Source organism: Paenibacillus sp. MT124 (assembly GCF_058792755.1).
This window is the reverse complement of sequence record NZ_CM179500.1, coordinates 888,764-913,502: the sequence shown is the minus strand read 5'-3', so window position 1 is coordinate 913,502 and position 24,739 is coordinate 888,764. Positions and strand designations below refer to the sequence as shown.

The window sequence follows — 24,739 nt, the reverse complement described above, 5'->3', positions numbered from 1 at the left end:
TTTTTGATCAAGTAAGTGTCAATTCGCTTACCGTTCTGCCCGCCAGCTCGTTCTGGAATTGTGGATCCAGCAGATTTTCGCGGATTGATATGAATCCCAATCGCTCTACCCATGCCCAGAGGGGTTCATCGTACCAGGCGGTTCGGCGATACCACTCCACGCATGCCGAGATCAGCCGCACTGCATCTTTTTCCGTCTCGGCAAGTCCGAGGAGTTCCCCCTCTTTTACCGGATGGGCTGCATGACCACCCGCGTAAATTTCCCAGCCGGCGGGAGATTCCTGCAAACCGATATCCTGCACGATGGGGCTGACCCATGAGCTTGCTCCACCTGACAAGACGACCCTCACGGGAGCAGGTATATCTGCATTGACCCACCTGAATTGAAGGTCCTCTGCCATGGCTTCGAACTTCATATCACCTGCATGGACCTCGATACCCACAAATGTACCCCGAGGGATATCGTTCCGGTCTCCAGCCCAATCAGGCTGCTGCACACTTATCCACTTTCCGGTTATCTTCAAATAGTAACGAAGTGCTGGATGGCAGATACCGCAGCCTTCTTCTGTTCTCCAGTCCAGCTGCTGCATGATTCTTTTCATTCCATCTCCCTCATGAATTCCATACAGATGGTGATGCTCTACTGAAGCCGCAAGCTCATAGGGATCTTCATCCGACAACCGATTGAGCGCTTCTTTCAGTGAGGCATGGCCCAGATCCGTACAGCTGCAAACAGGCCATTCTGCCTTTTTTGCTGCAGCTGCTGTTCCACCTGCACCACTGCCGTTTTTCTGAAGATTCAGGGTATGCTTCACCAGTGCCGCCACCATCGGGCGACATCCGCCGCAGGAACCCGAGGCCTTGGTATGTTCCTTGACCTGCTCAGCCGTCTGCAGCCCCTTGTCCTGTATGGCTCTCATGATCGTCAATTTGCTCACATTGTTACAGGCGCACACCGTTTCCTGATCAGGCAATGCCGCTGCAGCCATCTCTGCTGGATTCGTCCCTTCCTCGCGCGGAGCGAGTTCTTCGATGCCAGCCCCACGCTGTACAAGTCCCAATAGGCTGGCACTCTCCGTCGTATCCCCGAACAGGATCGCTCCACTTACGTGCCCTTCCTTCATTAGAACCCTTTTGTACGTTCCTCGAACGCCATCAAGCATCTGTACAGCCGTCCGCATCTCTTCTCCGCTAATGTTTCCAGCCGAGAACACGTCAACGCCAGAGACCTTCAGTTGGGAATAGGGAATAGAACCCTTATACGCTGTTGTCTCCTGCCCACATAAAAAACGTGCGAGTACCTTACCTTGCTCATATAAAGGAGCTACCAGACCGTAACTGATGCCCCGATGTTCGGCACATTCACCCACAGCATAAACATCAGGTACGCTGGTACGCATATAATCGTCGACCACGATCGCCCGATTAGTCCTGATTCCGCTCCGCCGTGCCACGTCCACATTGGGGAGAATGCCCACGGCAACAACGACAACCTGTGCTTCAAGCCTGGATCCATCTGTAAATTGAAGCCCCTGAGCCTGGGACCGGCCAACGATTTTTTGTGTGTTTTTGGCTAACAGGAACGACATGCCTTGAGCTTCCAACTCGTGTTGAAGCATGGTCGCTGCCTGCAGATCCAACTGCCGGTTCATAATATAAGGTGCGTTATGCACCACGACTGCTTCCATTCCCAAATGCAGCAGCCCGCGGGCAGCTTCAAGCCCAAGCAAGCCGCCACCAATAACGGCCGCCTTGCGATGTACTTTGGAATACGCGGACATACGTGTGCAGTCATCTATGGTGCGAAAAGACATGACCCTCTCTTTATCCATACCAGGAATGGGCGGAATAAACGGAGCAGACCCTGTCGCAAGGATTAGAATATCGTAGGACTCCCTCATCCCGGATAACGTTTCAATCGTTTTGGACGGAGTATCAATCTTGTGGACCGTCTCTCCCGCACACAGCCGGATGCCATGCTCCTCATACCAGCTCCAGTCGTTAATGATAATGTCCTGCAGATCGTGCTCGCCCTGCAGCACTTTGGATAACATGATCCGATTATAGTTGGGACGTGGTTCACTTCCGTAGATGACAATCTCGAATGTATCCGGAGATGCGGCTATGATCTCTTCCACACACCTAACACCTGCCATTCCATTTCCAATAACGACCAGTCTCTTCTTGCTCATGGGCTGCCCCCTGTCTCTATTACATGTTGAGTAAAAAAATAAACAGAAAAATCCCTTCTCCATGGATCGGAAAAGGGCACCGTTGCCTCCGGAATTCACACGCCATTGTGTGATTTCATATTAAATTCAGATTACGGCAAACCATTTTATATGTCAACAAAATTAACACACATTTCTGAATTAAATTTCAAAACGATTTAATTTAAAATTTAATGTTATTTTTCTTGACACAAATAAATTCTCTTTTTATAATTTGAATCAAAATCACCGTGCTGTGATCAAATCAGGTGCAGGAACACAATGACGTGTCCTGCCTGCCGGCAATGAGGCCGCAAATCGTTCATCATCTGGACGAATTGCGGCCTTTTTCTGCCTGAACTGCACAAAGACAGGGTAAGATTATTCAATTGGATGAGGAGCGATGCTGAATGGTGGAGAGCAAAAGTTTTTGGAAGAGCGGGCATAAGCCCAGTCTCTTCGGGGCATTTCTGTATTTTGATATCAGTTTTATGATTTGGGGCATGCTTGGCCCCCTCGCGGTTGTTATTGCCATGGACTACCCGATGACCCCTCTTGAAAAAGCCAACCTGGTGGCACTGCCCATCCTTGGCGGATCCATTCTTAGACTTGTACTTGGTTTTATGTCCGATTATATCGGTCCAAAGCTCACGGCTCAGATCGGCATGGGCGTCACGCTCATACCTCTATTGCTGGGCTGGCTGTGGGTAGACTCGCTAAGCCAGTTATACGTTGTTGCCCTCCTGCTTGGCGTTGCCGGAGCCTCTTTTGCCGCCGCCCTTCCACTTGCGGGACAATGGTATCCCAAGGAGCACCAGGGACTTGCCATGGGAATCGCCGGAGCAGGGAATAGCGGGACGGTACTCGCTACCCTTTTTGCCAATCGACTGGCTACTCATTTCGGCAGCTGGGAAGTCGTTTTTGGACTCGCCATCATTCCAATCGTGGTCGTTTTTATCCTGTTCTCCATCTTCGCCCGTAACAGTCCCAACCGGCCAGCACCGAAGAAGCTGTCTGAGTACGGCACCTTGCTGAAACAAAGGGATGCCTGGGTATTCTGTGCATTTTATTGTGTTACCTTTGGCGGTTTCGTGGGATTGTGTAACTATCTGACCATCTTCTTCAACACCCAGTATGGCCTATCACCTGTCCGAGCCGCTGATATTACAACCTTTTGCGTTATTGCCGGAAGCTTCTTCCGACCTGTTGGCGGTTACTTGGCAGACAAGATTGGTGGTACGCGGATGCTGACATTCCTATACACTGGTGCCTGTGTCATGCTTGTAGGTGTATCTTTCCTCCCTCCACTTCCTGTGGTCGTCGTCATGTTATTCCTGGGCATGATGTGCCTTGGGGCTGGTAATGGTTCCGTGTTCCAGTTGGTTCCGCAGCGTTTCGGCAATGAAATCGGTCTGATGACAGGCATTGTCGGCGCGGCAGGTGGCTTGGGCGGATACGCACTCCCGTTGATTCTTGGTCAACTGTACAGCTCCTACCAGTCCTATACGCCGGGATTCGTCATCCTTAGTCTGATCGCAGCCGCGTCCATGCTGCTTGTACTGGTTATGCAGTCCAAATGGCGCGGCCAATGGCTGAAGAAATCTTTTACGAGCAAAACGGAATCCACATCCCTCTCTTCATAGAGAATACAGGTGACCAGCAGCATCTAAAAAAGAGAACAGCACAGCCTTTCGGCTGCTGCTGTTCTCTTTTTGTCAGGACGAATATTTGCGAAAAACAACGACGGCATTATGCCCGCCAAAACCAAAAGAATTGGACATTCCGATCTGCATCTCTGCCTCTCTGGCTTCATTAGGTACATAATCCAGATCACACTCCGGGTCCTGGCGCTCCTGGTTAATCGTTGGTGGAATGATGCCATGCTGCAAGGTTTGAATCAGTGAGATCGCTTCCGCTCCACCGGCAGCTCCTAACATGTGCCCCGTCATCGATTTATTGGCCGTCACAGGAATATGATAAGCAGCTTCACCAAAGAGTTGTTTGATTGCTCGAGTCTCGGAGAGATCTCCCGCTTCGGTACTGGTTGCGTGGGCGTTAATCACATCCACGTCATCAGGCTGAAGCTTCGCGTCAGCAAGCGCAGCTCTCATGGCCAGGAATGCTCCGCGCCCTTCCGGATGGGTTGCTACCATATGATACGCGTCAGAACTGGCACCATATCCAACAATTTCAGCGAGAATATTTGCGTTTCTAGCCAGGGCATGTGATAGAGACTCTACCACCACAATCCCCGCACCTTCTGCCATCACAAACCCATCTCTTCCAGCGTCAAAGGGGCGACTCGCCGTTTCATAGGCTTCGTTTCTTGTGGATAACGCGGTAGCATTACCGAAGCTGGCCAGCGAAACTTCCGTGATGGCTGCTTCAGTTCCCCCTGCAATAATGACATCTGCACCTCCGTCACGAATCAGCCGGAAGGCTTCACCTATGGCCGTATTCCCAATGGAACAGGCAGTCACAGGTGAAAGCGTCGGTCCCCAACATCCGAATTTCATGCTCACCATGGCAGCTGCCATATTGGAAATCATCATTGGCACAAGGGTCGGACTAACTCGGCCAGGACCACGTTCGGACAACAGCTTTCCTTGCTCCATCAGTGTTTGAATGCCGCCGATGCCGGAACCAATGTATACCCCAACCCGTTCCCTATCCACTTTCTCCATATCCAGTCCTGAATGCGCAAGAGCATCGTCAGCTGCCGCTACAGCAAATTGGCAAAATCGATCCATACGGCGGGCTTCCTTGCGTCCGAAGCGACCCTCTCCGTCAAAATCTCGGACAACACCTGCCATTTTGGTTTTATATAAAGTGGTATCGAAGCTTTCAATTAATGATATTCCTGACTGCCCTTTCACAAGTCCGTTCCAAAATGTATCTACATCATTGCCAAGCGGTGAGACAATTCCCATGCCGGTAATCACAACACGTTCGCGTTCCATATCTAACTCATCCTCCCTAGCCATTCAGGCTAACCGACTGAACTTCTGCATCTATATTGGCACGTGCAGTATCCTATTACAAGTTGTGAATTATAATAGTATAATGACTACCATGATAACTGAGGTTGGGGTGGAATGAGATGAACCAGGATGTCAGGCTTCAGGCTTTATCCGTATTTTTAAAAACTCAACGTGCCAAAATAGCTCCGTCAGCAGTCGGTTTGCCGGAAGGCACCCGGCGCAGAACACCGGGTCTTAGAAGAGAAGAGGTAGCCCAATTGGCGGGTGTAAGCACAACTTGGTACACCTGGCTTGAACAAGGAAGGGATATTCAGGTATCCCATTCGGTGCTGGATAACATTGCTTCCGCACTCAAACTGACCCCGGATGAACGCAAGTACTTGTTCTCCCTTGCCATGGAGCATTACTCCGAACTTCATATCCGTGAGGAAGAACCTTACCAGCTCCATCCTTCCCTGCAAAAAATACTGCAGGAGCTCCAGAATTGTCCCACCATTATTTCCGATCGCCGCTGCTACATTGTTGGCTGGAATGAAGCAGCCAGTCATGTCTTCATTGATTTTGAGCAGATTCCTGCCGAACAGCGAAACATGATTAGTCTATTATTTGAACGAAAGGAATTTCGGAGACTGGCAGTCAACTGGGAGGATTTTGTCCTCGGATACCTTGCGATCTTCCGTGCCTATTACGGCCAATATGTCGACGACGAATGGTACAATCTGTTTCTGAATGAAATGATGGATCGATATCCGGAGTTCCAGTCCCTGTGGAAACAAAGCAGCGTGAGCAGCGCACCAGACGTACTGATTGAATTCAGACATTCCAGAGCTGGTAAAATGTTGTTCAATCTGACTTCGTTACAGGTTCAGGGTAATACCGATCTGCGATGCAGTATCTACACACCTGCACAGGAGACGGCCACCGAGCGGAAATTGGTGCGCCTTATGGAACGTGAGAAGGAACGTCAAGCCAGACCTAACGTTTAAACAGTATTCCCATGCTACAAAACGCAAAAAAAGATCCGAACGGTTTCCGCTCGGATCTTTTTGTTGATCATCCAGCCCTTTGTATTGGACATGGATCAGGTCAATCTATGCATAGCAAATGTTATTCGAACGCCGGAATGGCGATGTCTGCATACTTCTCTTCGAAGAAAGCCTTCACTTCAGGGCCTGCCATACGCTTGGCCAGCTTCTGAATGGCTTCGGAATCCTTGTTGTCCTCACGCGCAACCAAAGTGATGGCAAAATGGGAATCATCCTTCTCTGTGAACAGTGCATCCTTCTTCGGTGTAAGTCCCAGCGGGCTTGCATACGCCGGTGTCATGGCAACCAGATCTGCATCATCCAGCATGCGGGCCAGCATGAGCAGGTCTACTTCCTGGAACTTGAAGTTCTTCGGATTCTCGATAATATCCGCCTGTGTTGCGTTGAATCCTACGCCTTCTTTCAGCTTGATCAGACCGTTTTGTTCCATCATCACCAGTGAACGTCCGATGTTGGAAGGGTCATTGGCAATAGCAACCGTTGCTCCTTCAGGCAGTTCTTCAGTGGTTTTATACTTTTTGGAGTACGCACCGTAGATCGCGTTGTAGATCGGCTGTACAGCTACCAGGTTCGCATTATTGGCTTCGTTGAATTGGTTCATATAAGGCACGTGCTGGAAGAAGTTAGCGTCAACTTCCTTGTCTTTCAATGCTGTATTCGGTTGAACGTTATCGGACAGAACGACGACTTCCAAATTCACGCCATCTTCCTTAAGCAGCGGCTTCACAATATCCAGTACATCCGTCATTGGCGGAATCAATGTAGCCACTTTCAACGTAACTTCCTGAGTCGCTTGGCTGCCTTCATTGTTTCCTTCCGCAGCAGGTGTCTCTTCTTTTTTGCCGCATGCGGATACAACCAGCATGACTGCGAGCAGCATAAGGATCATTTTTGATTTCATTTTCATTCTAGCCCCTTCATCGTGTAATCTGTAATGTCATCCTAAATTCTTCTCGCCCTTTAACCTTGTTTGCCTCATGATCTGCGATCAAGCCAGCGGGATAATCTGCTTCCGGTAAACTGGATCATCTGCACCAGAATGATCATAATGATGATCGTAAATACCATGATCTCCGTCTCGAACCGCTGATATCCGTAACGAATGGCAAAATCGCCAACGCCTCCACCGCCTACAATGCCCATCACCGTGGAATAGGAGATAAAACTGATCGTTGCCGTGGTCAGTCCGAGTACGAGACCTGAACGTGCTTCCACATACAAAAATTTCAGCACAAGCTGCATGGTTGATGCACCCATCGAGGATGCCGCCTCAACCACACCTTTGGGCACATCGAGCAGTGCCTGTTCTGCTAGGCGGGCATAGTAGGCAATCGCAATAACGGAAAGCGGCACCGCCGCTGCCAATGTCCCCATCGCCGTTCCCACAATCATCCGCGTGAACGGAATCATGAATACGACCAGCAGCAGAAAAGGGAACGAACGAATGATATTGACCAGGCTGCCCAGAATCGTGAACAGCGGCCTGTTCTCATATCGTTGTCCTCTTCGGAACAAATACAGCAGCGTACCGAGTGGAAGCCCAATCAGGACAGCTGCTCCAATTGAGATGCCAACCATGACAAAGGTCTCTCCGATCGCCTTCCATATCTCATCCTGATACTTCAATATGGATTCAGGTATCATCGTTCCTCGTCCTCCGTTTCCCATGGCTCCGCCTCTTCACCTGTAAGCAAGGACGTTAGCAAATCCGGCTGTGGTGCGGGAATACTGCGTACTTCCGCTTCCGTTAGCGTTCGGACAATGCGCCCTTCCCTCATCACGGAAATTTGGTGGCAGAGTCTGCGCGCAACCTCCATCTCATGTGTAACCAGTACGATGGTCACACCCAATGTTTCATTGACATGGCGCAGCACATCCAAAATACCGTTCGTTGTCTGAGGATCGAGCGAGGACGTTGGTTCATCACAGAGCAATACATCAGGCCGGCTCGCAAGAGCCCTCGCAATAGCCACGCGCTGCTTCTGTCCTCCGCTTAACTGGGCGGGATATTGTTTCGCCTTATCCTCGAGACCCACGAATCTCAACACCTCAAGTCCTCGTTCTTCCCGTTCTCTCCGGGAAACACCCGCCAGTTCAAGAGGCATGCATACATTGCCAATCACCGTTCGGTTGCTCACCAGATTAAAGTGCTGAAAAATCATGCCGATGGAACGACGCGCCTGACGAAGGGCTCTTTCGCTCATTCGGGTCAGCTGCTGTCCGCCAACAGTTACTTCACCTGAGTCCGGCTTCTCAAGCCCGTTCAGCATGCGGAGAAGCGTTGATTTGCCCGCACCGCTGGAGCCAATGATACCGTGAACCTCTCCCTGTCCCACTTCAAGCGAGACAGAGCTTAACGCCTCGAATCCCTGATCAGCCCGGGACCCGCGTTCGTTATAACGCTTGCTTACGCCGTATAATGAAATCATGGAGATTCCTCCTGCGATTAATCATGCATGGTCCTTCGAGAACACATGAAGAAAGCCCGCACAGCCGATAACCGGAGCGCGAGCAATCCTGTTCATTTATAATAAAGCAACATTCTGTGTGAGACAAGCCTTAACGAGAGATATCTGTTTTTAAATCGTTTACATGATACAAGCTGAATCTGCCGTTCGAAGAACCAATGTAGATTTCATCTCCTACCCGATTTATTGTGCCATTTTTGGCATCCCGATCCCGGTGTTCCGGCGATCCCATGACCACGTCATGCACACGGCCGACCAGTGTACCATCCTCTTTGTTCATGATCAGAAGATCCTCACCCATGGGTAACAGGAGTTGATCATCGATAACCAGGTAACTTCCCTGGTTGGTAGGGTATCTCAAGGAAGAGATGGTATATTGTGCGTCCCAGCGTGTTTTTCCCGTATGATAATCCAGTGCAGCCGGATAGCCGTTCTTGATTACATATATCCGATCGTCTGCCACAAGCCCTCGCTCAACCTTGTCGTTTAACGTCCATCGTTTTTTATCGTTCTTGGCATCATACAGCGTCGTTGTAAAATCCGAATAATCCCCGTAATGCTCACCTTGCTTATTTTCGCGGATCAACAGCATGCCATCATTCAGCACTTCGAAACGCAGTCCGTTCCGGGCCTGAAAGTGAGCAAGTTTCTTGCCTGAATTCAGATCGACCAACACCCACTGATCCCCGAGCAGCATCCAACGTTCAGGCTTTGCCTCCGCGAATGGATCAAGACGGGTTATTCCGTCGAAGTACGGATCATTCTCGATATGATCCACAGTAGGATTAACGGTTTTGATACTCCATACCGTACGACCTGATAGCGGGTCAGCTGCGACCAGTTGATTTTTCTCCCAATAGATCACATACGGGTCAGCTGCTGTCTGGTTAAACAATTGATATCCGGCACTTAGCTTCTTAGTCCAGAGGGTTTTGCCATTAGAACTGTTCAGCACGGTGATCCGTCCCTGACTGGAGCCTTCCGCAACCGGGCTATCTACCACCACAACATTCTCCGCAGCTGTAATCCCACGAAGTGAAAGTTTGGAGCCGGTTTTGTACTCCCACTGCACTTTCCCATCCGATAGTTTGATGTGACGTATGCGATCCTTGTACTCCTTATCTCCCGGAGCATAGGATGTAAAGATCGTTACGCCCTCGCGTTTCGCATCCAATTGCGCTTGGAGTGCACCGAAGCCTGCATGGATCTCCCACACATTTTCCCCGTTATGTCGATTAAGAGCATACACGGATTTGTCATAATGCATACCGCTAAATCCACCGTCGTCTCCTTTCATCAGAAGTACATCCTCTGTTGCTGCTTGCAGAAAGGGATAATTCAGCTTGCCCTGATTGGTCCATGTGGATTTCCACGGTAACGTTGCAGGGAGTGCTTGGCCAAGAATTTGGGTTGTGAACTGATAGTCGTCCGCACGACTGAAACTCCAATCCGAAGGGACCACATTATTACGATCATCCACCGGGATGTTCCAGCGTGTCTGCACCAGCTTTCCCGTCTTGTTGAACGTGACCAGAAACTGTGCATCTTCCCGCTCATATCGCCAGGTCTGTCCAATACTCATGGAAAGATTGGTTTCATTCAGATTCTGGGAATGCTCTTTCCAATCCGGCTCGCCGAGCCACTGTGCAGCTTGTTTTGAGGTCGTGCTTTTATCTAATAAAATATCCGTCAGATGACGCACATCCGTTGTAGACATGGAAGCCTGCTTCCCGAACCAGTCGTCCGTTACGTTCACCCGCTGCTGTACGTCATTCGCCCTCACCCAGATTATGGCTGGACGGTATACGTTCGACTCTTTGTTCCAGGTTCGCGGGGCAACGGAAACACCATACCAATCCTTCGTCGCTGCAACGATTAGCGCATGATCCGTTAGAGAATCGGCAGAAGGCCAGCTTGTCTGGCTACCAGGGTACAGATACAGTTTACTTCCCGTCCGGAGTGTAAAGTTCTGCGGAACGGACCTTTTCAGCGTTTGGCTTTCCTTTGATGCGTACCATCCCGGTACCCAGAAACTCCCGAACTCGCTATGATTCAATCGGATCCATTCTCCGCGAACAATCTGTACTTTCATCTTTTCTCCGCCGGAGGTATATGTAGATATTCTCATCAGATCAATGGGAACCTTGTGATCAACCGTTTGGTCATACATAGGCAGGCCTTTTCCCAATGTGACAGTTTCTCCAGCTTTATAGGTTATGGATGCTGATAAGGCTTGTGTAACTGATATTGGGGCTTGGCCTTCACGGGCAGCCACATTCAGATCCAACAGCATGTATCCTGTAACGATCACAGCAGCTACTCCGGTAATAGTGATCCACCTGTAGCCTCTTTTGCGCCAGTTCCCGCCTGTCTTCACGCCTGTTCACTCCATCCATTTGAAGTTATTTCCATTAAAGACGTTTTGAACAAGAAAAAGTTACTGTACTATCAAAATAAAATGTCTGTGCCTTCTCTTCATCTGACATCCAGCATCGCCGGATAATAAGGGAATTCCCAGCCTAGGGTATAAGCCATCGTAAGGGATGCGAAAAAATAAAACACAAAATACAGATCTGCACGGGAATACCCGGTCTGGATGTAATACGTCCGGCTGGCGCCGTCCGCGAATCCTTTGGCCTCCATGGCGATGGCCATGCGCTCTGCCCGCCGGATGCTCTGCGCGAGTAGCGGAATCGCATACCGCTTCAAGGTGCCATATACGTTCCAGTGCGAGACACGCTGCTGCGTACCGCGAATGCGGATGGCATAACGCAGCGTCTGGAATTCGTCCAGCAGAATGGGAATCATGCGCATGGCGGCCAAAAAGCTATAGGCATACTTGGGTGGCAGACGCCATTGCTGCATCAGCGAGTAGAATAGACGAACTGGACGGGTGGTCAGGCCAAACAACAATCCCGCAGCCGCCATGCTCAGGGAACGAAACCCCAGGTGCAGCCCACGATAGAAGCTCTCTTCCGTGATATGTATCAATCCATATTTGTACCACGTCGTCTCGCCTTTACCAAACATCATCATGCCTGTGGAGGTAGAGATAAAGATCAATATAAAAGGCGACGCATAGAGCAGCAGCCGATCCCAAGGATGACCCGTCCAGCATAGTAACAGGAGCATCACAACCGCTACATTGATCATGACGTTCAGATTGTGAATAAGAATAACTAAGATAAACATCAGGGTCAGGAAAATAACTTTAAGGCCCGGATTCACGGCGTGCAGCCAGGTTTCACGATGAGGAAACGACAGCTGCATGCGTAACCCTCCCCTCTTCTACAGTCCACACTTTAGTACAATATCGGTTCACAATCTCCTGATCATGTGTCACCATGACAACGGCCGTCCCAGCGCGGCGCAGGCGCTCCAGTTGTCCCAGCATGGCAAACGTATTACGTGCATCCTGTCCGAATGTGGGCTCATCCAGCAGCAATATCCGCTGTCTGCGAACCATAGCAGAAGCTACACTCAGACGGCGTTTCTGTCCCATCGACAATTGATACGGGTGCCTCCCAGACAGCTCGCTGAGTCCAAATTGCTCCAGCATATCGATGCTTCTGGCCCGCCGTTCTTCCGCAGTAAGTTCTCCGCCAAGTAAGGAAAATTCCACCTCATCCAGAACCGAATTCGTAACGAATTGAAATTCCGGATTCTGAAATACGAATGCAATGCGGTCAGCCAGCTCTCTGGTCCTGCCGGGCCGTTGTCCTTCAACACGATAATGCCCCGTTGTTTTCAGGATATTCATCAGGGAAAGCAATAATGAACTTTTTCCAGCACCATTAGCTCCAACGACTCCTACCCAATCCCCGTGAAATACCTCAGCGTGATCGATCTGTACAACCGGATTCTTCCCTCGCAGCCCTGCGAATTGCCTCAATTCGAGTGCTGGATGGTATAAGTCTGATGCCCTGGAATCATCTTCTTCGACTTCTGCTCGATTGCTGGATCCGGACGTCACATGCTTAAAGGCATCTTGAGAATCCTGCGGCTTCGCTTCCAGCTTCCGGGCTCCACGTTCCTCCCATACTCCCGGATACCAGATGCCATACTCCTTGAGCATATCCCTCTCGTTCGCAAAAACCTGTTCCGCCTGTCCGTCGGCCACAATCTTCCCTTCGGGTGATAGCACGATGATTCGGTCAACCACGTCCACCACCTCATTAATTTTGTGTTCCACGATAATGAGCGTCTTATCTTGTGCGACCTGCTTCACCGTATCCCACACCTGCGTAGTTCCCTCATCATCCAGCAGTGCGGTTGGTTCATCCAGAAACAAGACATCCGGCTCCATGGCAAGAATAGAGGCAATCGCAAGGCGCTGCTTCATTCCCTGGGACATCGTTTGAATGAATGCACGATTATGTTCAAAAGAAAGCCCGACAAGCTCCATATAATGTTGAATCAGCGCAGGCATCCGGTCCCTTGGGATATTCCGATTTTCAAGCACAAACGCAATCTCTTCATCCGTATAGGACATGCAAAATTGGGTATCCGGGTCCTGGAATACAATGCCTGGCTGAATCGGCACCTGAATCTCATCGCATTTCATCGGAATCTCCACGGACCGCGGAATAAGACCGCTCAATATTTGCAGCAGCGTGGACTTGCCTGAACCACTTGGACCGAGCAGCAGCACTTTTTCCCCTTTACGCACGGAGAGAGACAAGCCCTGGAATACCAGGTCCTGCTCTCCCGGGAACTTGCATCTTAGATTGGTAACGCCTACCGCCTGCGGATTCCCTTCTCCGTTCATCTAGTCCAGTGCCTCATAATCCTGCTTGGAGACTGGTCTCAATGACCGGGTCACGCCTGTGAGTTCAAGTGCTTTCGCAAGATAATACGCAAATACACCTGCAATCAGAATGCTTCCAATGAAGCGGAAGCCGATAAATAATGTGTAATTCCACGCCGATAACGAGTCAATGTAACCATATTGATAATCGAGCAAAAGCGAAGCTGCTGCTGCCCCAATGGCTGCAAGACAGGTGACGAACAGATTCGTTTTGCGGTACAGGAATGCTGCGAAGAAGATCTCTGCGCCCAGCCCCTGTAACAGACCGTATACCAAGGTGGACATCCCCCATTCACTCCCGAGAAAAGCACTGACGGTTGAGGCTGCTACTTCAGCCAGAATGGCCACCCCCGGCTTGCGAATGATGACATAGGCGAACGTGCCCGCCATAAACCACATGCCATAGATCATCTGTTCCGCATGCACGCCGAAAGGCTTCATCAGATCATACGTCGGTCCCCATATCTTGTAGATGACCCCGAATACGACTGCGATCACGATCGTCACCAAAATATCGGTTAACTTCAATTTGTTGCTGCGCACTGTTGTTGACATGTTCTCTACTTCCTTTCTCTGCTCCCCATGAGGTTATGAAATGAAAATAAAAAAAGCCTCCCCGGTTCCGGGAAAGCCTTACGCACAGTGTGAAATATCATGATTGAAGTAACTCAGAATAAAATGAAATCCGGTTCAAATCAAGAGGCAAGCCTGCTTCCGCTCGCATTTCGAGATCAACCGTCCCCATTTTCGTCCACCTAGTTACTTATCATGAATTCATGTTCTCTACGCTGGCATTACCCAGATCAGATATACGGTCAGCGGCATAAGGCCCCAATCTCAGCCCAACTTCATTGAGCTCCCGGTTCACTTTATTTCATTGCTACTAATGTACACCACATGGGTATTTGTGGCAATAACATATAAGTCGGACAAGGTTTCACACTGGAGAATTCCGTGTATAGAAAGGATGCCAATTCCATTAATATGAAACATTTAGGAGATATTAGCCGTCTATATACGGGAAAGGGGATTGATCATATGAATACAACCAACACAACCTGGCAGCAAAAAAAATGGAAATGGATCCTTGCCGCTTCGATCGTTACCGCAGGAACGGCACCTGCACTGATGTCTTCCCATGTAGTGGAAGCGGCAGCGATACACCAGCCTGCAGCCTATATTAACAATGTTCCTGCTGAATATGATGTGGTTATTCGCCAGGGAGTTACGTATGTGGCGCTCACTGAACTGAAATTTCTGGGTGACTATACTTTCGGGTACAACAACAAAACAAAACAAATTAGCATTAGTACAGGAAGCGACAAGTATGTACTCACCCCTAACAGCAAAACCATCAAGAAAAACGGCCATGCTGCAGCACTGTCCTCCGCTCCTATTCTGGTAAATGGCAAAGCCATGCTGCCACTTCGTGCAATCGGTGAAACCTTCGGTGCAGAAGTTCGATGGAATCAGGCTACCAAGGAAGCTTATATTTATACGCCAGATGTATCGATTATTAAGGAGTACAACAGTTCTGATCTGACTATCGCACGTGAGGCAGCACTCCGTCTTCCACGTTTTTCCGATTTAAAACAGGCACGCCTGGACATCCGTAATCCACTGGGTCCTGTCGACTCATCGGTGACTTACATTTTTGAAAAAGAGCAGAAGGACCGCTTTTTCGTCAACGAAGATAATGATCTCGTCAGTTACTACGAAATCAAAAATGGAGCTGCCCTGCTGAAATGGCAGGCCAACGTGAGCAGTGCAGCCGGAACTATCGGAGATCTGTTCTTCATCAAAACCAAAGCTGTAGCAGAAGCAGGGAAACGACCATCGGTAGCAGGCCAAACTCTTGTATCTTTTAAATACTCTCAGATGCTGGAAGAGACTTCCTATGAGGTCATGAACAAGTCTGGCTCCATTGATTCGGGTTCCATTGCCACGCAAAAAGACAAAATCATCGTTGCCGTTCCAGAAGAAAACGAATGACTACTGAGAAATCTCAGAGACATATAATATTTTCTAAACTCTTTTCATCTAGTTTTATGGCAAACACAAAAAGGCATCCTTGAGGGTGCCTTTTTGCGTAATGATATAGAAAAGGGTCTAAACAATGCAATTGTCCCCGGTCTATCTTTTCGTTGACATGCTATCCTTAATATTGCGTATTCCCCGATTGACTTGTTTTACCCGATGCGAATCCCTTGAACAGGGTAGGCACTTTGGAATAGCGGGTATTCGTTATTTTGCCGACCGTAGAGCTGCTGTCTGTTCGCAGAATGGAATCCTTCACATTGGAAATGTTGGAGCTGTCCACGTTCATGGTAACCGCGTAAGAGGTTCCCCCATTTTGTCGTACCAGCTTGCCGATATCATCTGCTCTGAAGTTTTTAATGTTAATTGTCCCCGAAGCGTTCATCTGGAACACCTTATCATATGCCTTGTATGCTGCTCCACCCGTAATATTAACGGTACCGGCGGATTTAAGCGTGAGTGCATCTTCACCGACATCATTCCAGGTCACATTCTGAATATTGCAGCTGCCATAACAATGGACGCCATCGGCTGCCGGTGCCTCGATCACTACATTTTTCAGTGTAGCTCCTGCCTCAAGACGAAAGATGGGTTTCTGGTTCTCGGCCTGACTGCCATCTCCCAATGTGTTTGGATCAGCGGCTACGCTTTTTCCTTTGCCATCATAAGTCTCACCTGCTTTGACAATGATCGTTGTCTTCACAATTTCGGGAGCAGCAGACACGGGTAATGCACCAAATACAGAAGCGACCAGACCTGCGGAGAGCAGCAGCGATAACATTTTTCTCATGCGTAAATCCTCCCTTATACGGATATATTGGTGTTCAAGCCAGCTTGTCTTCCCGGATCCCTTAAGAGGTGCACCTCTTTCCTGGACCCTACCCTGATCCTACCAAAACAGGAGTGTAATGATAATAATCATTAGATTAGATATCCAATTGTCGGCATGATACCTGCATTCTTCGCATTATTTGTCGATCCGTTCCGCGTGGAATGTGCTGATCTTAACTTTCGGTATGCTTCATTTACAGCTTGTAAAGACTGCAGGATTTTAGCCGAAAATTAAAAAAGACCACGTTATCTGTTTCCAGACAACATGATCTTAGGCAAGAACAATTCATTTTCCAGCTTATTTGACTAGGCTCCGAACCGCTGACGATATCCGCACTTCCGGCATAGTTCCTCCACAGCTTCCCGCTTGGAAAAACCATAAACCAGATTGTTCGCCCGCTCACCTTCGACAATCTCCGAGAAAGACTTCTCATGGACGTTACCGAGATTAATGACACCTTCGCCATCGAGGCAGCACGGAACAACCGTGCCATCCACAAGGACCGCCGCCTGACTGCGCAGCGCATGACAGAAGCCTTTGCCATCATCCTCTGGTGCATCCAGACTTGGCCACTGGAACTCATGGTCCTGGTTGAGATAGACATTCGGCGCAATTTTGACGCCGCTGCCTGGAACCACCTTTTCCTCAATGCGGAAATCCAGGTTGAACTCGCGCTCCAGTACCTCCAGTGTTTCCCGGTTCCGATTCATCTGGGCATTCGTGAAGTTATCCTGCGTCAGATTCCAGAGCCGGAACGAGATGATCACATTGTGCTTCACCGCTTCTCTCGCAAAGGACAAAATATTATTGAGGTATCCCTCACGGTCCGTCGATCCCTCGTGCCCGTCGAAGCTGTGCAGCGAGAAGTTCATTTGTCGCAACGCCGGTTTGCCAAGCAGCTTATGTTGGGTCTTGGGCAGCAATGTTCCGTTCGTTGTTATGTTTACCTTGAATCCCTTCTCGTGTGCGGAATCCAGTAACAAATCAATTTTGGGGTGAAGTAACGGCTCCCCTTTGACATGCAAATAAATGTGTTTGGTATGTGGCTTAATCTGATCCAATATATTGTTGAAGACTTCAGGGTCAATGAATCCTTTGGCACGCTTGGTCTGCGGACAGAAGCTGCATGCCAGGTTACATATGCTTGTAATTTCAATATATACTTTCTTGAACGTTTTCAACTCGGGGTCCCCATTCTGCTTAGGAGGGAGAACAGTCCCACCCTCATTTGTAATCCGGCCCATAGGTGCCATCACCATTATATCGGGTTAGGAAGCCAAGGTAAATCCGCGAATGGGTTTAACGTTTAACTTTTGTCACTAAGCCCTCTTTACATCTCGCGGGCACGTGATATATGCTGTGTACACAACTGCATATCTTGAACGATTGCACTAGGGGAGCCTTGCGGCTGAGACGAATGAACGTATTCGGACCCTTTGAACCTGATCTGGATCATACCAGCGGAGGGAAGTGGAGCGGACTTTCAGTTAACGGATTTTTTTCATATTCATATGAACATGAATGTCGGTTGAACTTAATAGGCCCACTCATTTCTCCGGAAATGGGCGGGCTTTTTCGCGTTTACATACAGATCGCATACAACGTGCATTTCCGTTCAGGCAGTTTTTATTCCAAGGGGGTCAAGGAACCAAATGAGCAACGATGTACAGATTGACAACATGACCTTCACTTTTCCGGATCAGAGACATTCCCCCGTCCTCTCCAATGTGTCGATGTGTGTAAAAAAGGGAGAATTCGTCTCGCTGATCGGCTCCAGCGGGTCGGGCAAGAGTACGCTCTTCAAGCTGCTGGCAGGCTTGCTTGAACCGACGGACGGCACGATCGAAATTGCTGGGGTGCCGCCAGGACAGCGACTTGGTCGAGTCGCCTACATGCCGCAGAAGGATTTGCTGTTATCCTGGCGGACGGTCATGGAGAACTGCCTGCTTCCATCGGAGCTTGCCCCGTGGAAGCAGGACAAGGTGAAGCTGCGCGCTGACATTATGGCCGGACTCGACAGATTCGGCTTATTTGGCTATGAGCATGCCTACCCGGACGAACTGTCCGGCGGCATGAAGCAGCGGGTTGCCCTGCTTCGCACGTTGTTGACGGGAGGACAGCTGATGCTGCTGGACGAGCCCTTCGGCGCACTCGATGCTATGACCAAGCGAGAGATGCATCGCTGGCTGCTTGAGTTGTGGGAAAGCCTCGGCAAAACGGTGCTGTTCATTACGCATGATATCGAAGAAGCCCTGTTATTAAGTGACCGGATTGTCCTTCTGACTCCTGGCGGTCGGCAGCTGCTGGACATGACGGTGCCTCTGCCCCGTCCGAGACATTCGGGCATGGTCTACGATCCGGACCTTATAAAGATGCGACAACGGTTGGAGGAACAACTACATGCGAAGCTTTAACGTCAGCAGATGGTTTGCCCGCTATGGCCTGTTCGCTGCGCTTCTCCTCCTGATGCTGGTCAGCTGGGAATGCATCGTGCGATTGGGCTGGGTCCCTTCTTTCATCATCCCTGCACCTACATCCATAGCGAGTTCTCTAGTTGAGCATCGGCATCTGCTCCTGGGAACCCATCTGCCTGCCACATTGATGGAGGTAGCAGTTGGCTTCGGCTTGTCCATCGTGGCCGGAAGCGCTTTGGCAGCAGGCATGCACCTCAGCCGTTCGATTGAAAAGGCGCTGTATCCCTTCATCGTAATCAGCCAGACGATTCCACTGATTGCCCTGTCTCCTGTGTTCATTCTGTGGTTTGGCTACACGCTCTGGAGCAAAGTCGCTGTGGTGTTTCTGATCGCGTTCTTCCCGATTGTGGTCAGCACCTATGATGGTCTCCGTCAAGGCGACCCGGAACAGCGCGAACTGCTGATGACCATGGGAGCAAGCAAGTGGGATCTGTTCCGCAAGCTTCAGGTACCTCTTGCGCTGCCCTCTTTCTTTTCAGGATTGAAGATGTCGGTGGTGTACTGCGTGGTCGGGGCAACCATTGGCGAATGGCTCGGAGGCAGCAAAGGACTTGGTTATTTCAGCCGCAGAATGTCCAGCAGCATGAATACCGATGCCATGTTTGCCTCCATTCTGCTGTTATCCCTGCTGGGCATCGGTCTGTTCGTGCTTATTGCCTGGCTGGAGCGAGTCCTCGGATTGAAGCGGAATGCAGACCATGCACGAAGAGGAAAGTCGATAAAAAAGCAATCGCAATGAGATAACAAAGTGCTGCTCCTTCCTGTCGATCTCTTTGGAACATATCAGCGATTGGAACCAAACAAAAATGAACGAAACGAGGCCCATTTATCCATGAGAAAAAAGAAACTCATTCACACTCTGCTTCCTGCCCTCATCTGTTTATTACTGATCGGCAGCGGTTGTGGCAATACGGGTGCGAACCCATCATCGTCCGATTCCCAGGTACAGGGCAAAGATTCAACATCAACCGAATCGTCGTCTGGTGACCATGATTCATTGTCCATCATGCTCGACTGGTATCCAAACGCTGTCCATTCCTTTATCTACGCAGCGCAGGAGAATGGATATTTCGCAGACCAAGGTCTCGATGTGGATATTCAGATGCCTGCCGATACGAATGATGCGCTCAAACTTGTTGCTGCTGGCAAAGTGGACCTGGCGCTGAGCTACCAGCCGCAAATTTTGCTAGCCCGTGGAGAAGGCATTCCCGTACGATCCATTGCCGCTGTCGTTCGGCATCCACTCGTTCATCTGCTGACGGAAACGGAGGGGAAGGTGAACTCACCCAAAGATCTTGAAGGACTGACGGTAGGGTATTCCTCCGTTCCCCTATATGAAGCCATGGTGCGTACGATGATGAGTCAGGATGGCGGCGATCCAGACCGCATGAATTTGGTGGATGTCGGATTTGATCTGATCCCTTCGCTGGCCTCCGGTCAGGCCGATGCGATCATGGGTGGTTTTATCAATCATGAACAGTTGATTCTCGAGAAAGAAGGTCATCCCGTCAAGTCGATTAATCCCGTTGATTTCGGCGTGCCGGATTATTACGAACTTGTTCTTACAGCAAGTGACGAGGGAATTGAGGCGAAGAAGGATCAGCTCACCCGCTTCGTCAAAGCGATCCAGGAAGGTCAGAACTATGTGACCGAGCATCCCGATGAAGCTTTGAACATCCTGCTCACACACGAAAATGAGACGTCCCCGCTGGATCGGGAAATTGAAACAAAGAGCCTGGACATTCTGCTTCCGCTCATGACTGAAGAAGGTATTCCGTTCGGCTGGCAGGAACCTTCCTCCTGGGATAACGTGCGGAAGTGGCTGGTACAACGTGAATTGATTCCGGATTCGGTACAGGCCGAGGATGCGTTTATCAACTTGCAGGAGAAGTAAAAAGTACAGTTGCTGCTAAAAAATAATCGCTTATCAGGAGGGAATTTCAAATGTCATATCTGGCACGTGTTCGTACTCAAAATCCACTGGTTCACAATATCACCAACCTCGTGGTTGCTCCCTTTACGGCCAACGGTCTGCTCGCACTGGGCGCCTCTCCCTTCATGGCCTACGCACATGAAGAGGTAGCCGATGTCGCTAAAATGGCCGGAGCGGTCGTGCTCAACATTGGCACACTCGATGACCAGGTCGTTCAAGCCATACGCCTCGCCGGACAATCGGCCAATGCCCATCATGTGCCAGTTGTACTTGACCCGGTGGGAGCTGGTGCTACGGCCTATCGCACAGATACGGTTCAGATGCTCGTACGTGAGCTTCGGCTTACCGTACTGCGGGGTAATGTGGCGGAAGTCGCCAATGTCATAGGCGAGAACTGGAGCATCAAGGGTGTCGATGCAGGCCACGGCGAAGGTGACCGTACCGGGATCGCCGAGCGGGCAGCACAGAAGCTTGGCTGTGTTGTCGTTATCACTGGACGCGAGGATGTCATTACGGATGGGCGGACCACGTTCCTAACGCAAAATGGCCATGCCCTGCTCACCCAGGTCACTGGCGCAGGATGTTTGCTTAGCTCCATCATCGGTGCCTTTGCTGCGGTTGCACCGTCTGGAGAAGAATTGCTAAGCAGTGTTGTTGAAGCACTTGCCTTCTATGGCGTTGCAGCCGAGATCGCAGCCGAGCGCACAGCCAACCTCGGGCCAGGCAGTTTCCAGATCGAGCTGTTAAACCAGCTTGCACTGGTAACTCCGGACGTGCTTGCACAGCGGGCTCAGGTGCGACAGCTTGGCGGTGATACCCAATGAGTATGGCGCAGGCACTCACGATTGCCGGGTCGGATAATGGCGGCGGGGCCGGTATTCAAGCGGATTTGAAAACCTTTCAGGAACTGGGCGCTTACGGCTTGTCTGTTATTACTGCGGTTACCGCACAGAATACACTAGGCGTTCAGGGAGTCTATCCGGTTCCTTTGGAAGGCATTGCCCAGCAGCTCGACTCCACAGGTGAAGACTTCCAGCCCGGAGCGGTAAAAACAGGCATGCTCTTCAGCGCAGAAACCATTCGCTTGGTTTCCGAGAAATGGCGGCAATTCGGCTGGACCAATCTGGTCATTGATCCGGTCATGGTAGCGAAAGGTGGTGCCCCTTTGCTTCAGCAGGAGGCGGTACACGCCCTGATCACGGATCTGCTTCCACATGCATTAATCACAACACCGAATATTCCGGAAGCCGAACTGATCACCGGAATGACCATCCGCAATCTGGCGGATCGTGAAGAAGCCGCTAGAAGAATCGTGCACATGGGCTCCGCGTATGCTCTGGTCAAAGGCGGACATGCTGAAGGTAACGGGATGATTGTTGATGTGCTCTATGACGGCACGTCCTTTCATTATCTTGAGAACGTACGCATTGTGACACGCCACACCCATGGGACCGGATGTACGTACTCTGCCGCCATTACGGCCGAACTGGCCAAGGGCTCGTCTGTCCTGGCTGCCGTAACAACCGCGCGAGCGTTCATTCAGGCAGCCATTGAGGATGAACTGGGGATTGGGAGCGGACACGGGCCAACGAATCATTTTGCGTATCAGCGCAGACAGCGGGGTGAGCAGTGATGCGCAGATGGGATGCAGAGGCGGTACGCCAGGCCATGCAGGTGTACCTGGTGATGGGCAGCGTGAATACAGCGCTGAACCCTGTGGATGTGCTGCGCCAAGCCATCGCCGGCGGCATCACGCTGTTCCAGTTCCGCGAGAAGGGAACTGGCGCACTTGCTGGCGAAGCTCGCATCACGCTTGCGATGCAGCTTCGCGAGGTGTGCAGCCAGCACGGGATTCCGTTCATCGTGAACGATGATGTGGAGCTGGCTGTGGCCGTGGAGGCCGACGGCATGCATGTCGGCCAGGACGATGCGGACGCGGCGCTGGTACGCGCCCGCATCGGAGCGGGGCGGATGCTTGGCGTATCCGCCCACTCCGTGGCTGAGGCGCGCCGTGCCGTGCAGGCGGGCGCCGACTATCTTGGCGTCGGGCCCATGTACCCGACGCGCTCCAAGGCGGATGCCCACGCTGTGCTGGGCCCCGCCGGGGTGGCGGAACTGCGCGCCGCAGGCATCGCAGTTCCGGTGGTGGGTATCGGTGGCATTACGCCCGATACCACGGCCGCCGTGATGGCGGCAGGAGCCGACGGCGTAGCCGTCATCTCCGCCATCGCGGGCGCGGCCGATGTGCGCGCAGCGGCTGCGCAGTTCGCTGCCGCGGTGCGTGGGATGCAGGCATAGCCGTGCCTCCCCTCCCCACACGCTGGGGCAGGCTGCTCCTTCAGACTGGCTGCCTCACCGCTTCCCAACATTCATCATTGTTCATACTTTTTGGATGCGGCCTCCTGGCTCGCATCTTTTTTTATCTGTTGACTCTCACGTTACGTGACGCTATACAATCGGTGGTGTAAGGAGGTTTGATCATGGCCATGAAAGTCAAAGAAGTTGCCGAGCTTGCCTCGATCAGTGTGCGCACACTGCATCATTATGATGAGATCGGATTATTAACCCCTGACGAAGTCACTTCAGCCGGATATCGGCTGTACTCGGATGCCAATCTGGAAACGCTGCAGCAGATTTTATTTTTCAGAGAGCTTGATTTCTCCCTGAAAGAGATCAAAAGCATTATCACCAACCCTTCCTTTAACCGGGAGGAAGCACTTCAGATGCACCGCCGTATTTTGCTGGAAAAGCGTCAGCGACTTGATCAAATGATCGCTACCATTGATCGAAGCGTTTTGCATATGAGAGGAGAGATACACATGACAACGAAAGAACAGTTCGAAGGATTCGACTTCAGCAAAAATCCGTATGAACAGGAAGCCAGAGAACGTTGGGGAGACGAAGCTGTAGAAAAAACAAACCAGAAACTTCAGGGCAAATCTGCCCAAGAACAGAAAGCCCTGTCCGATGAAATGAATGAAATTTATACACGGCTGGCAGCACTTCGCCACACGGACCCTGCCTCGAACGAGGCTCAAGCAGGAATCGCCGAATGGTATGCCTATCTGAACAACCTGGGGAACTATTCCCCGGAGGCTTTCAGAGGATTGGGACAAATGTATGTGGATGATGAACGCTTCACTCGTAATATCGATCAATTTGGCGAAGGATTGGCCATGTTTATGAAGGATGCGATGGCAGTCTTTGCTGACCGTAAGAGCTAATGCTATATGCTTTTCTTATAAAATTCAATTCCACACCAAGTATAAAAAAGGGACGTACGCCATAGGCGTTACGTCCCTTTCCCTGTATCTCAGCCGCAATGTGATGGACCCCTTCCGGCCCTTCACTCTGAGTACTTTTTAAATGGTATAACCAGTGACTACATAGCACCGTTCTGATTACCGAGGCAGTGTTCTCCTATTAAGCTCTTGGCGCTTGATCGGATGACGAAGCTGTGGATGCTAGGCTTGTCTTCGCCATGCGTCCCGGAATCTGCCATGCGGATACAATAGCGAGCACGATGAACAACAGATCGATCGGCTCACTGAAGTAATCGGTAATGGTTGCGAAGAACTCGCGGATGATCTCAACATCAAACGCCAGTTCCATCATTCCGATATCTCCGAACAACTGGGATGTAAAATAAACCACGGTAAGATACTTACCCAGCAAAATACCGAGAAGTGCGAAAATAACCGCAATGATTTTATGTACCGTTGCAATACGTTTGTTGGAGAACAACACAACCGCATACCCCGTAAGTGCTCCAATCAAGATGGCGATAAGCCCTACCTCATATTCGGTCGATGCTGCAATTGCTGCCCACACGGCTCCCCCTACAATCGCGGCAATCAACCCGCCGATGATCGGCAAGCCAATTCGAATTCCTTGTTTCTCTTCCACGTACTTTTCCCTCCTGAGTCATGCTTATGCTTATTTTCCAGAATTC

At 50.5% G+C, this 24,739-nt stretch carries 22 protein-coding genes and 1 riboswitch; of the genes, 10 read left to right on the top strand and 12 right to left on the bottom strand.

Annotated elements, in window-relative coordinates; genetic code table 11:
• Window positions 1–7: 7 nt before the first annotated feature.
• On the bottom strand, window positions 8–2,191 hold the full coding sequence (gene nirB / locus AC3RCI_RS04275) for a nitrite reductase large subunit NirB (protein ID WP_492527612.1): 2,184 nt from the start codon (window positions 2,189–2,191) through the stop codon (window positions 8–10).
• A gap of 431 nt (window positions 2,192–2,622) precedes the next feature.
• On the opposite strand from nirB, the gene AC3RCI_RS04270 reads away from it, so the two are divergent.
• Window positions 2,623–3,852, top strand: a complete 1,230-nt coding sequence (locus AC3RCI_RS04270; protein WP_095361195.1) for a nitrate/nitrite transporter — start codon at window positions 2,623–2,625, stop codon at window positions 3,850–3,852.
• A gap of 72 nt (window positions 3,853–3,924) precedes the next feature.
• Here AC3RCI_RS04270 and fabF read toward each other — a convergent pair whose 3' ends face one another.
• Window positions 3,925–5,169, bottom strand: coding sequence for a beta-ketoacyl-ACP synthase II (fabF, locus tag AC3RCI_RS04265; protein WP_492527611.1), 1,245 nt, complete (start codon window positions 5,167–5,169; stop codon window positions 3,925–3,927).
• A gap of 140 nt (window positions 5,170–5,309) precedes the next feature.
• Here fabF and AC3RCI_RS04260 point away from each other — a divergent pair, with 140 nt between their 5' ends.
• A complete protein-coding gene (locus AC3RCI_RS04260; RefSeq protein ID WP_492527610.1) occupies window positions 5,310–6,176 on the top strand; it encodes a helix-turn-helix transcriptional regulator in 867 nt (288 codons plus the stop codon).
• A gap of 121 nt (window positions 6,177–6,297) precedes the next feature.
• On the opposite strand, the gene AC3RCI_RS04255 is transcribed toward AC3RCI_RS04260, so the two are convergent.
• The 7 genes from AC3RCI_RS04255 to AC3RCI_RS04225 all read right to left on the bottom strand — a co-directional run bounded on the left by AC3RCI_RS04255 (window position 6,298) and on the right by AC3RCI_RS04225 (window position 14,066).
• On the bottom strand, window positions 6,298–7,137 hold the full coding sequence (locus AC3RCI_RS04255; RefSeq protein WP_153977011.1) for a MetQ/NlpA family ABC transporter substrate-binding protein: 840 nt from the start codon (window positions 7,135–7,137) through the stop codon (window positions 6,298–6,300).
• Window positions 7,138–7,211: 74 nt separating this feature from the next.
• Window positions 7,212–7,904 (bottom strand): methionine ABC transporter permease, encoded by a 693-nt coding sequence (locus AC3RCI_RS04250; protein ID WP_492472986.1) that lies wholly within the window; start codon window positions 7,902–7,904, stop codon window positions 7,212–7,214.
• Window positions 7,877–8,665, bottom strand: coding sequence for a methionine ABC transporter ATP-binding protein (locus tag AC3RCI_RS04245; RefSeq protein ID WP_492472985.1), 789 nt, complete (start codon window positions 8,663–8,665; stop codon window positions 7,877–7,879). The genes AC3RCI_RS04250 and AC3RCI_RS04245 overlap by 28 nt, the downstream gene beginning before the upstream one ends.
• Window positions 8,666–8,795: 130 nt before the next feature.
• Window positions 8,796–11,081: an outer membrane protein assembly factor BamB family protein gene (locus AC3RCI_RS04240; protein WP_492527609.1), complete on the bottom strand. Its 2,286-nt coding sequence runs from the start codon at window positions 11,079–11,081 to the stop codon at window positions 8,796–8,798.
• Between the two features lie 98 nt (window positions 11,082–11,179).
• Window positions 11,180–11,974 (bottom strand): energy-coupling factor transporter transmembrane component T family protein, encoded by a 795-nt coding sequence (locus tag AC3RCI_RS04235; RefSeq protein ID WP_492527608.1) that lies wholly within the window; start codon window positions 11,972–11,974, stop codon window positions 11,180–11,182.
• Complete coding sequence (locus AC3RCI_RS04230) at window positions 11,949–13,472, bottom strand: ABC transporter ATP-binding protein (protein WP_492472981.1); 1,524 nt, start codon at window positions 13,470–13,472, stop codon at window positions 11,949–11,951. The genes AC3RCI_RS04235 and AC3RCI_RS04230 overlap by 26 nt, the downstream gene beginning before the upstream one ends.
• Window positions 13,473–14,066 carry an ECF transporter S component gene (locus tag AC3RCI_RS04225; protein WP_095288623.1) on the bottom strand — a complete coding sequence of 198 codons (594 nt, stop codon included), beginning with the start codon at window positions 14,064–14,066 and terminating at the stop codon, window positions 13,473–13,475.
• 483 nt (window positions 14,067–14,549) lie between these two features.
• Here AC3RCI_RS04225 and AC3RCI_RS04220 point away from each other — a divergent pair, with 483 nt between their 5' ends.
• Window positions 14,550–15,503, top strand: coding sequence for a copper amine oxidase N-terminal domain-containing protein (locus tag AC3RCI_RS04220; RefSeq protein WP_492527607.1), 954 nt, complete (start codon window positions 14,550–14,552; stop codon window positions 15,501–15,503).
• Window positions 15,504–15,669: 166 nt separating this feature from the next.
• Here AC3RCI_RS04220 and AC3RCI_RS04215 read toward each other — a convergent pair whose 3' ends face one another.
• Both AC3RCI_RS04215 and AC3RCI_RS04210 read right to left on the bottom strand, forming a co-directional pair.
• Complete coding sequence (locus AC3RCI_RS04215) at window positions 15,670–16,338, bottom strand: pectate lyase (RefSeq protein ID WP_336781400.1); 669 nt, start codon at window positions 16,336–16,338, stop codon at window positions 15,670–15,672.
• Window positions 16,339–16,685: 347 nt separating this feature from the next.
• The gene (locus tag AC3RCI_RS04210) at window positions 16,686–17,561 is read right to left on the bottom strand and encodes a radical SAM/SPASM domain-containing protein (protein ID WP_336781539.1); all 876 of its coding nucleotides are present in this window, start codon (window positions 17,559–17,561) and stop codon (window positions 16,686–16,688) included.
• Between the two features lie 202 nt (window positions 17,562–17,763).
• A riboswitch (TPP riboswitch) is annotated at window positions 17,764–17,866 on the top strand.
• Between the two features lie 166 nt (window positions 17,867–18,032).
• On the opposite strand from AC3RCI_RS04210, the gene AC3RCI_RS04205 reads away from it, so the two are divergent.
• The 7 genes from AC3RCI_RS04205 to AC3RCI_RS04175 all read left to right on the top strand — a co-directional run bounded on the left by AC3RCI_RS04205 (window position 18,033) and on the right by AC3RCI_RS04175 (window position 24,011).
• A complete protein-coding gene (locus tag AC3RCI_RS04205) occupies window positions 18,033–18,794 on the top strand; it encodes an ABC transporter ATP-binding protein (protein ID WP_492527606.1) in 762 nt (253 codons plus the stop codon).
• Entirely contained in the window at window positions 18,781–19,593 is an 813-nt protein-coding gene (locus AC3RCI_RS04200; protein WP_492527605.1) for an ABC transporter permease, read from the top strand. Before AC3RCI_RS04205 ends, AC3RCI_RS04200 begins: the two co-directional genes overlap by 14 nt.
• Before the next feature lie 93 nt (window positions 19,594–19,686).
• Entirely contained in the window at window positions 19,687–20,748 is a 1,062-nt protein-coding gene (locus AC3RCI_RS04195) for an ABC transporter substrate-binding protein (protein WP_492527604.1), read from the top strand.
• A 50-nt stretch (window positions 20,749–20,798) separates the two neighbouring features.
• Complete coding sequence (thiM, locus tag AC3RCI_RS04190; RefSeq protein ID WP_492527603.1) at window positions 20,799–21,611, top strand: hydroxyethylthiazole kinase; 813 nt, start codon at window positions 20,799–20,801, stop codon at window positions 21,609–21,611.
• Window positions 21,608–22,420, top strand: a complete 813-nt coding sequence (thiD, locus tag AC3RCI_RS04185; protein WP_492527602.1) for a bifunctional hydroxymethylpyrimidine kinase/phosphomethylpyrimidine kinase — start codon at window positions 21,608–21,610, stop codon at window positions 22,418–22,420. The genes thiM and thiD overlap by 4 nt, the downstream gene beginning before the upstream one ends.
• Window positions 22,420–23,085, top strand: a complete 666-nt coding sequence (thiE, locus tag AC3RCI_RS04180) for a thiamine phosphate synthase (protein ID WP_492527601.1) — start codon at window positions 22,420–22,422, stop codon at window positions 23,083–23,085. Before thiD ends, thiE begins: the two co-directional genes overlap by 1 nt.
• A gap of 182 nt (window positions 23,086–23,267) precedes the next feature.
• Window positions 23,268–24,011, top strand: coding sequence for a MerR family transcriptional regulator (locus AC3RCI_RS04175; RefSeq protein WP_492527600.1), 744 nt, complete (start codon window positions 23,268–23,270; stop codon window positions 24,009–24,011).
• A 199-nt stretch (window positions 24,012–24,210) separates the two neighbouring features.
• On the opposite strand, the gene AC3RCI_RS04170 is transcribed toward AC3RCI_RS04175, so the two are convergent.
• On the bottom strand, window positions 24,211–24,693 hold the full coding sequence (locus tag AC3RCI_RS04170) for a hypothetical protein (protein ID WP_251641164.1): 483 nt from the start codon (window positions 24,691–24,693) through the stop codon (window positions 24,211–24,213).
• Window positions 24,694–24,739 lie beyond the last annotated feature (46 nt).

Bases quoted from the DNA above. Each gene is read 5' to 3' on its own strand.
- nirB (WP_492527612.1), bottom strand. From the start codon at position 2,191: ATGAGCAAGAAGAGACTGGTCGTTATTGGAAATGGAATGGCAGGTGTT.
- fabF (WP_492527611.1), bottom strand. From the start codon at position 5,169: ATGGAACGCGAACGTGTTGTGATTACCGGCATGGGAATTGTCTCACCG.
- AC3RCI_RS04260 (WP_492527610.1), top strand. From the start codon at position 5,310: ATGAACCAGGATGTCAGGCTTCAGGCTTTATCCGTATTTTTAAAAACT.
- AC3RCI_RS04255 (WP_153977011.1), bottom strand. From the start codon at position 7,137: ATGAAATCAAAAATGATCCTTATGCTGCTCGCAGTCATGCTGGTTGTA.
- AC3RCI_RS04250 (WP_492472986.1), bottom strand. From the start codon at position 7,904: ATGGGAAACGGAGGACGAGGAACGATGATACCTGAATCCATATTGAAG.
- AC3RCI_RS04245 (WP_492472985.1), bottom strand. From the start codon at position 8,665: ATGATTTCATTATACGGCGTAAGCAAGCGTTATAACGAACGCGGGTCC.
- AC3RCI_RS04235 (WP_492527608.1), bottom strand. From the start codon at position 11,974: ATGCAGCTGTCGTTTCCTCATCGTGAAACCTGGCTGCACGCCGTGAAT.
- AC3RCI_RS04230 (WP_492472981.1), bottom strand. From the start codon at position 13,472: ATGAACGGAGAAGGGAATCCGCAGGCGGTAGGCGTTACCAATCTAAGA.
- AC3RCI_RS04225 (WP_095288623.1), bottom strand. From the start codon at position 14,066: ATGTCAACAACAGTGCGCAGCAACAAATTGAAGTTAACCGATATTTTG.
- AC3RCI_RS04220 (WP_492527607.1), top strand. From the start codon at position 14,550: ATGAATACAACCAACACAACCTGGCAGCAAAAAAAATGGAAATGGATC.
- AC3RCI_RS04215 (WP_336781400.1), bottom strand. From the start codon at position 16,338: ATGAGAAAAATGTTATCGCTGCTGCTCTCCGCAGGTCTGGTCGCTTCT.
- AC3RCI_RS04205 (WP_492527606.1), top strand. From the start codon at position 18,033: ATGAGCAACGATGTACAGATTGACAACATGACCTTCACTTTTCCGGAT.
- AC3RCI_RS04200 (WP_492527605.1), top strand. From the start codon at position 18,781: ATGCGAAGCTTTAACGTCAGCAGATGGTTTGCCCGCTATGGCCTGTTC.
- AC3RCI_RS04195 (WP_492527604.1), top strand. From the start codon at position 19,687: ATGAGAAAAAAGAAACTCATTCACACTCTGCTTCCTGCCCTCATCTGT.
- thiM (WP_492527603.1), top strand. From the start codon at position 20,799: ATGTCATATCTGGCACGTGTTCGTACTCAAAATCCACTGGTTCACAAT.
- thiD (WP_492527602.1), top strand. From the start codon at position 21,608: ATGAGTATGGCGCAGGCACTCACGATTGCCGGGTCGGATAATGGCGGC.
- thiE (WP_492527601.1), top strand. From the start codon at position 22,420: ATGCGCAGATGGGATGCAGAGGCGGTACGCCAGGCCATGCAGGTGTAC.
- AC3RCI_RS04175 (WP_492527600.1), top strand. From the start codon at position 23,268: ATGGCCATGAAAGTCAAAGAAGTTGCCGAGCTTGCCTCGATCAGTGTG.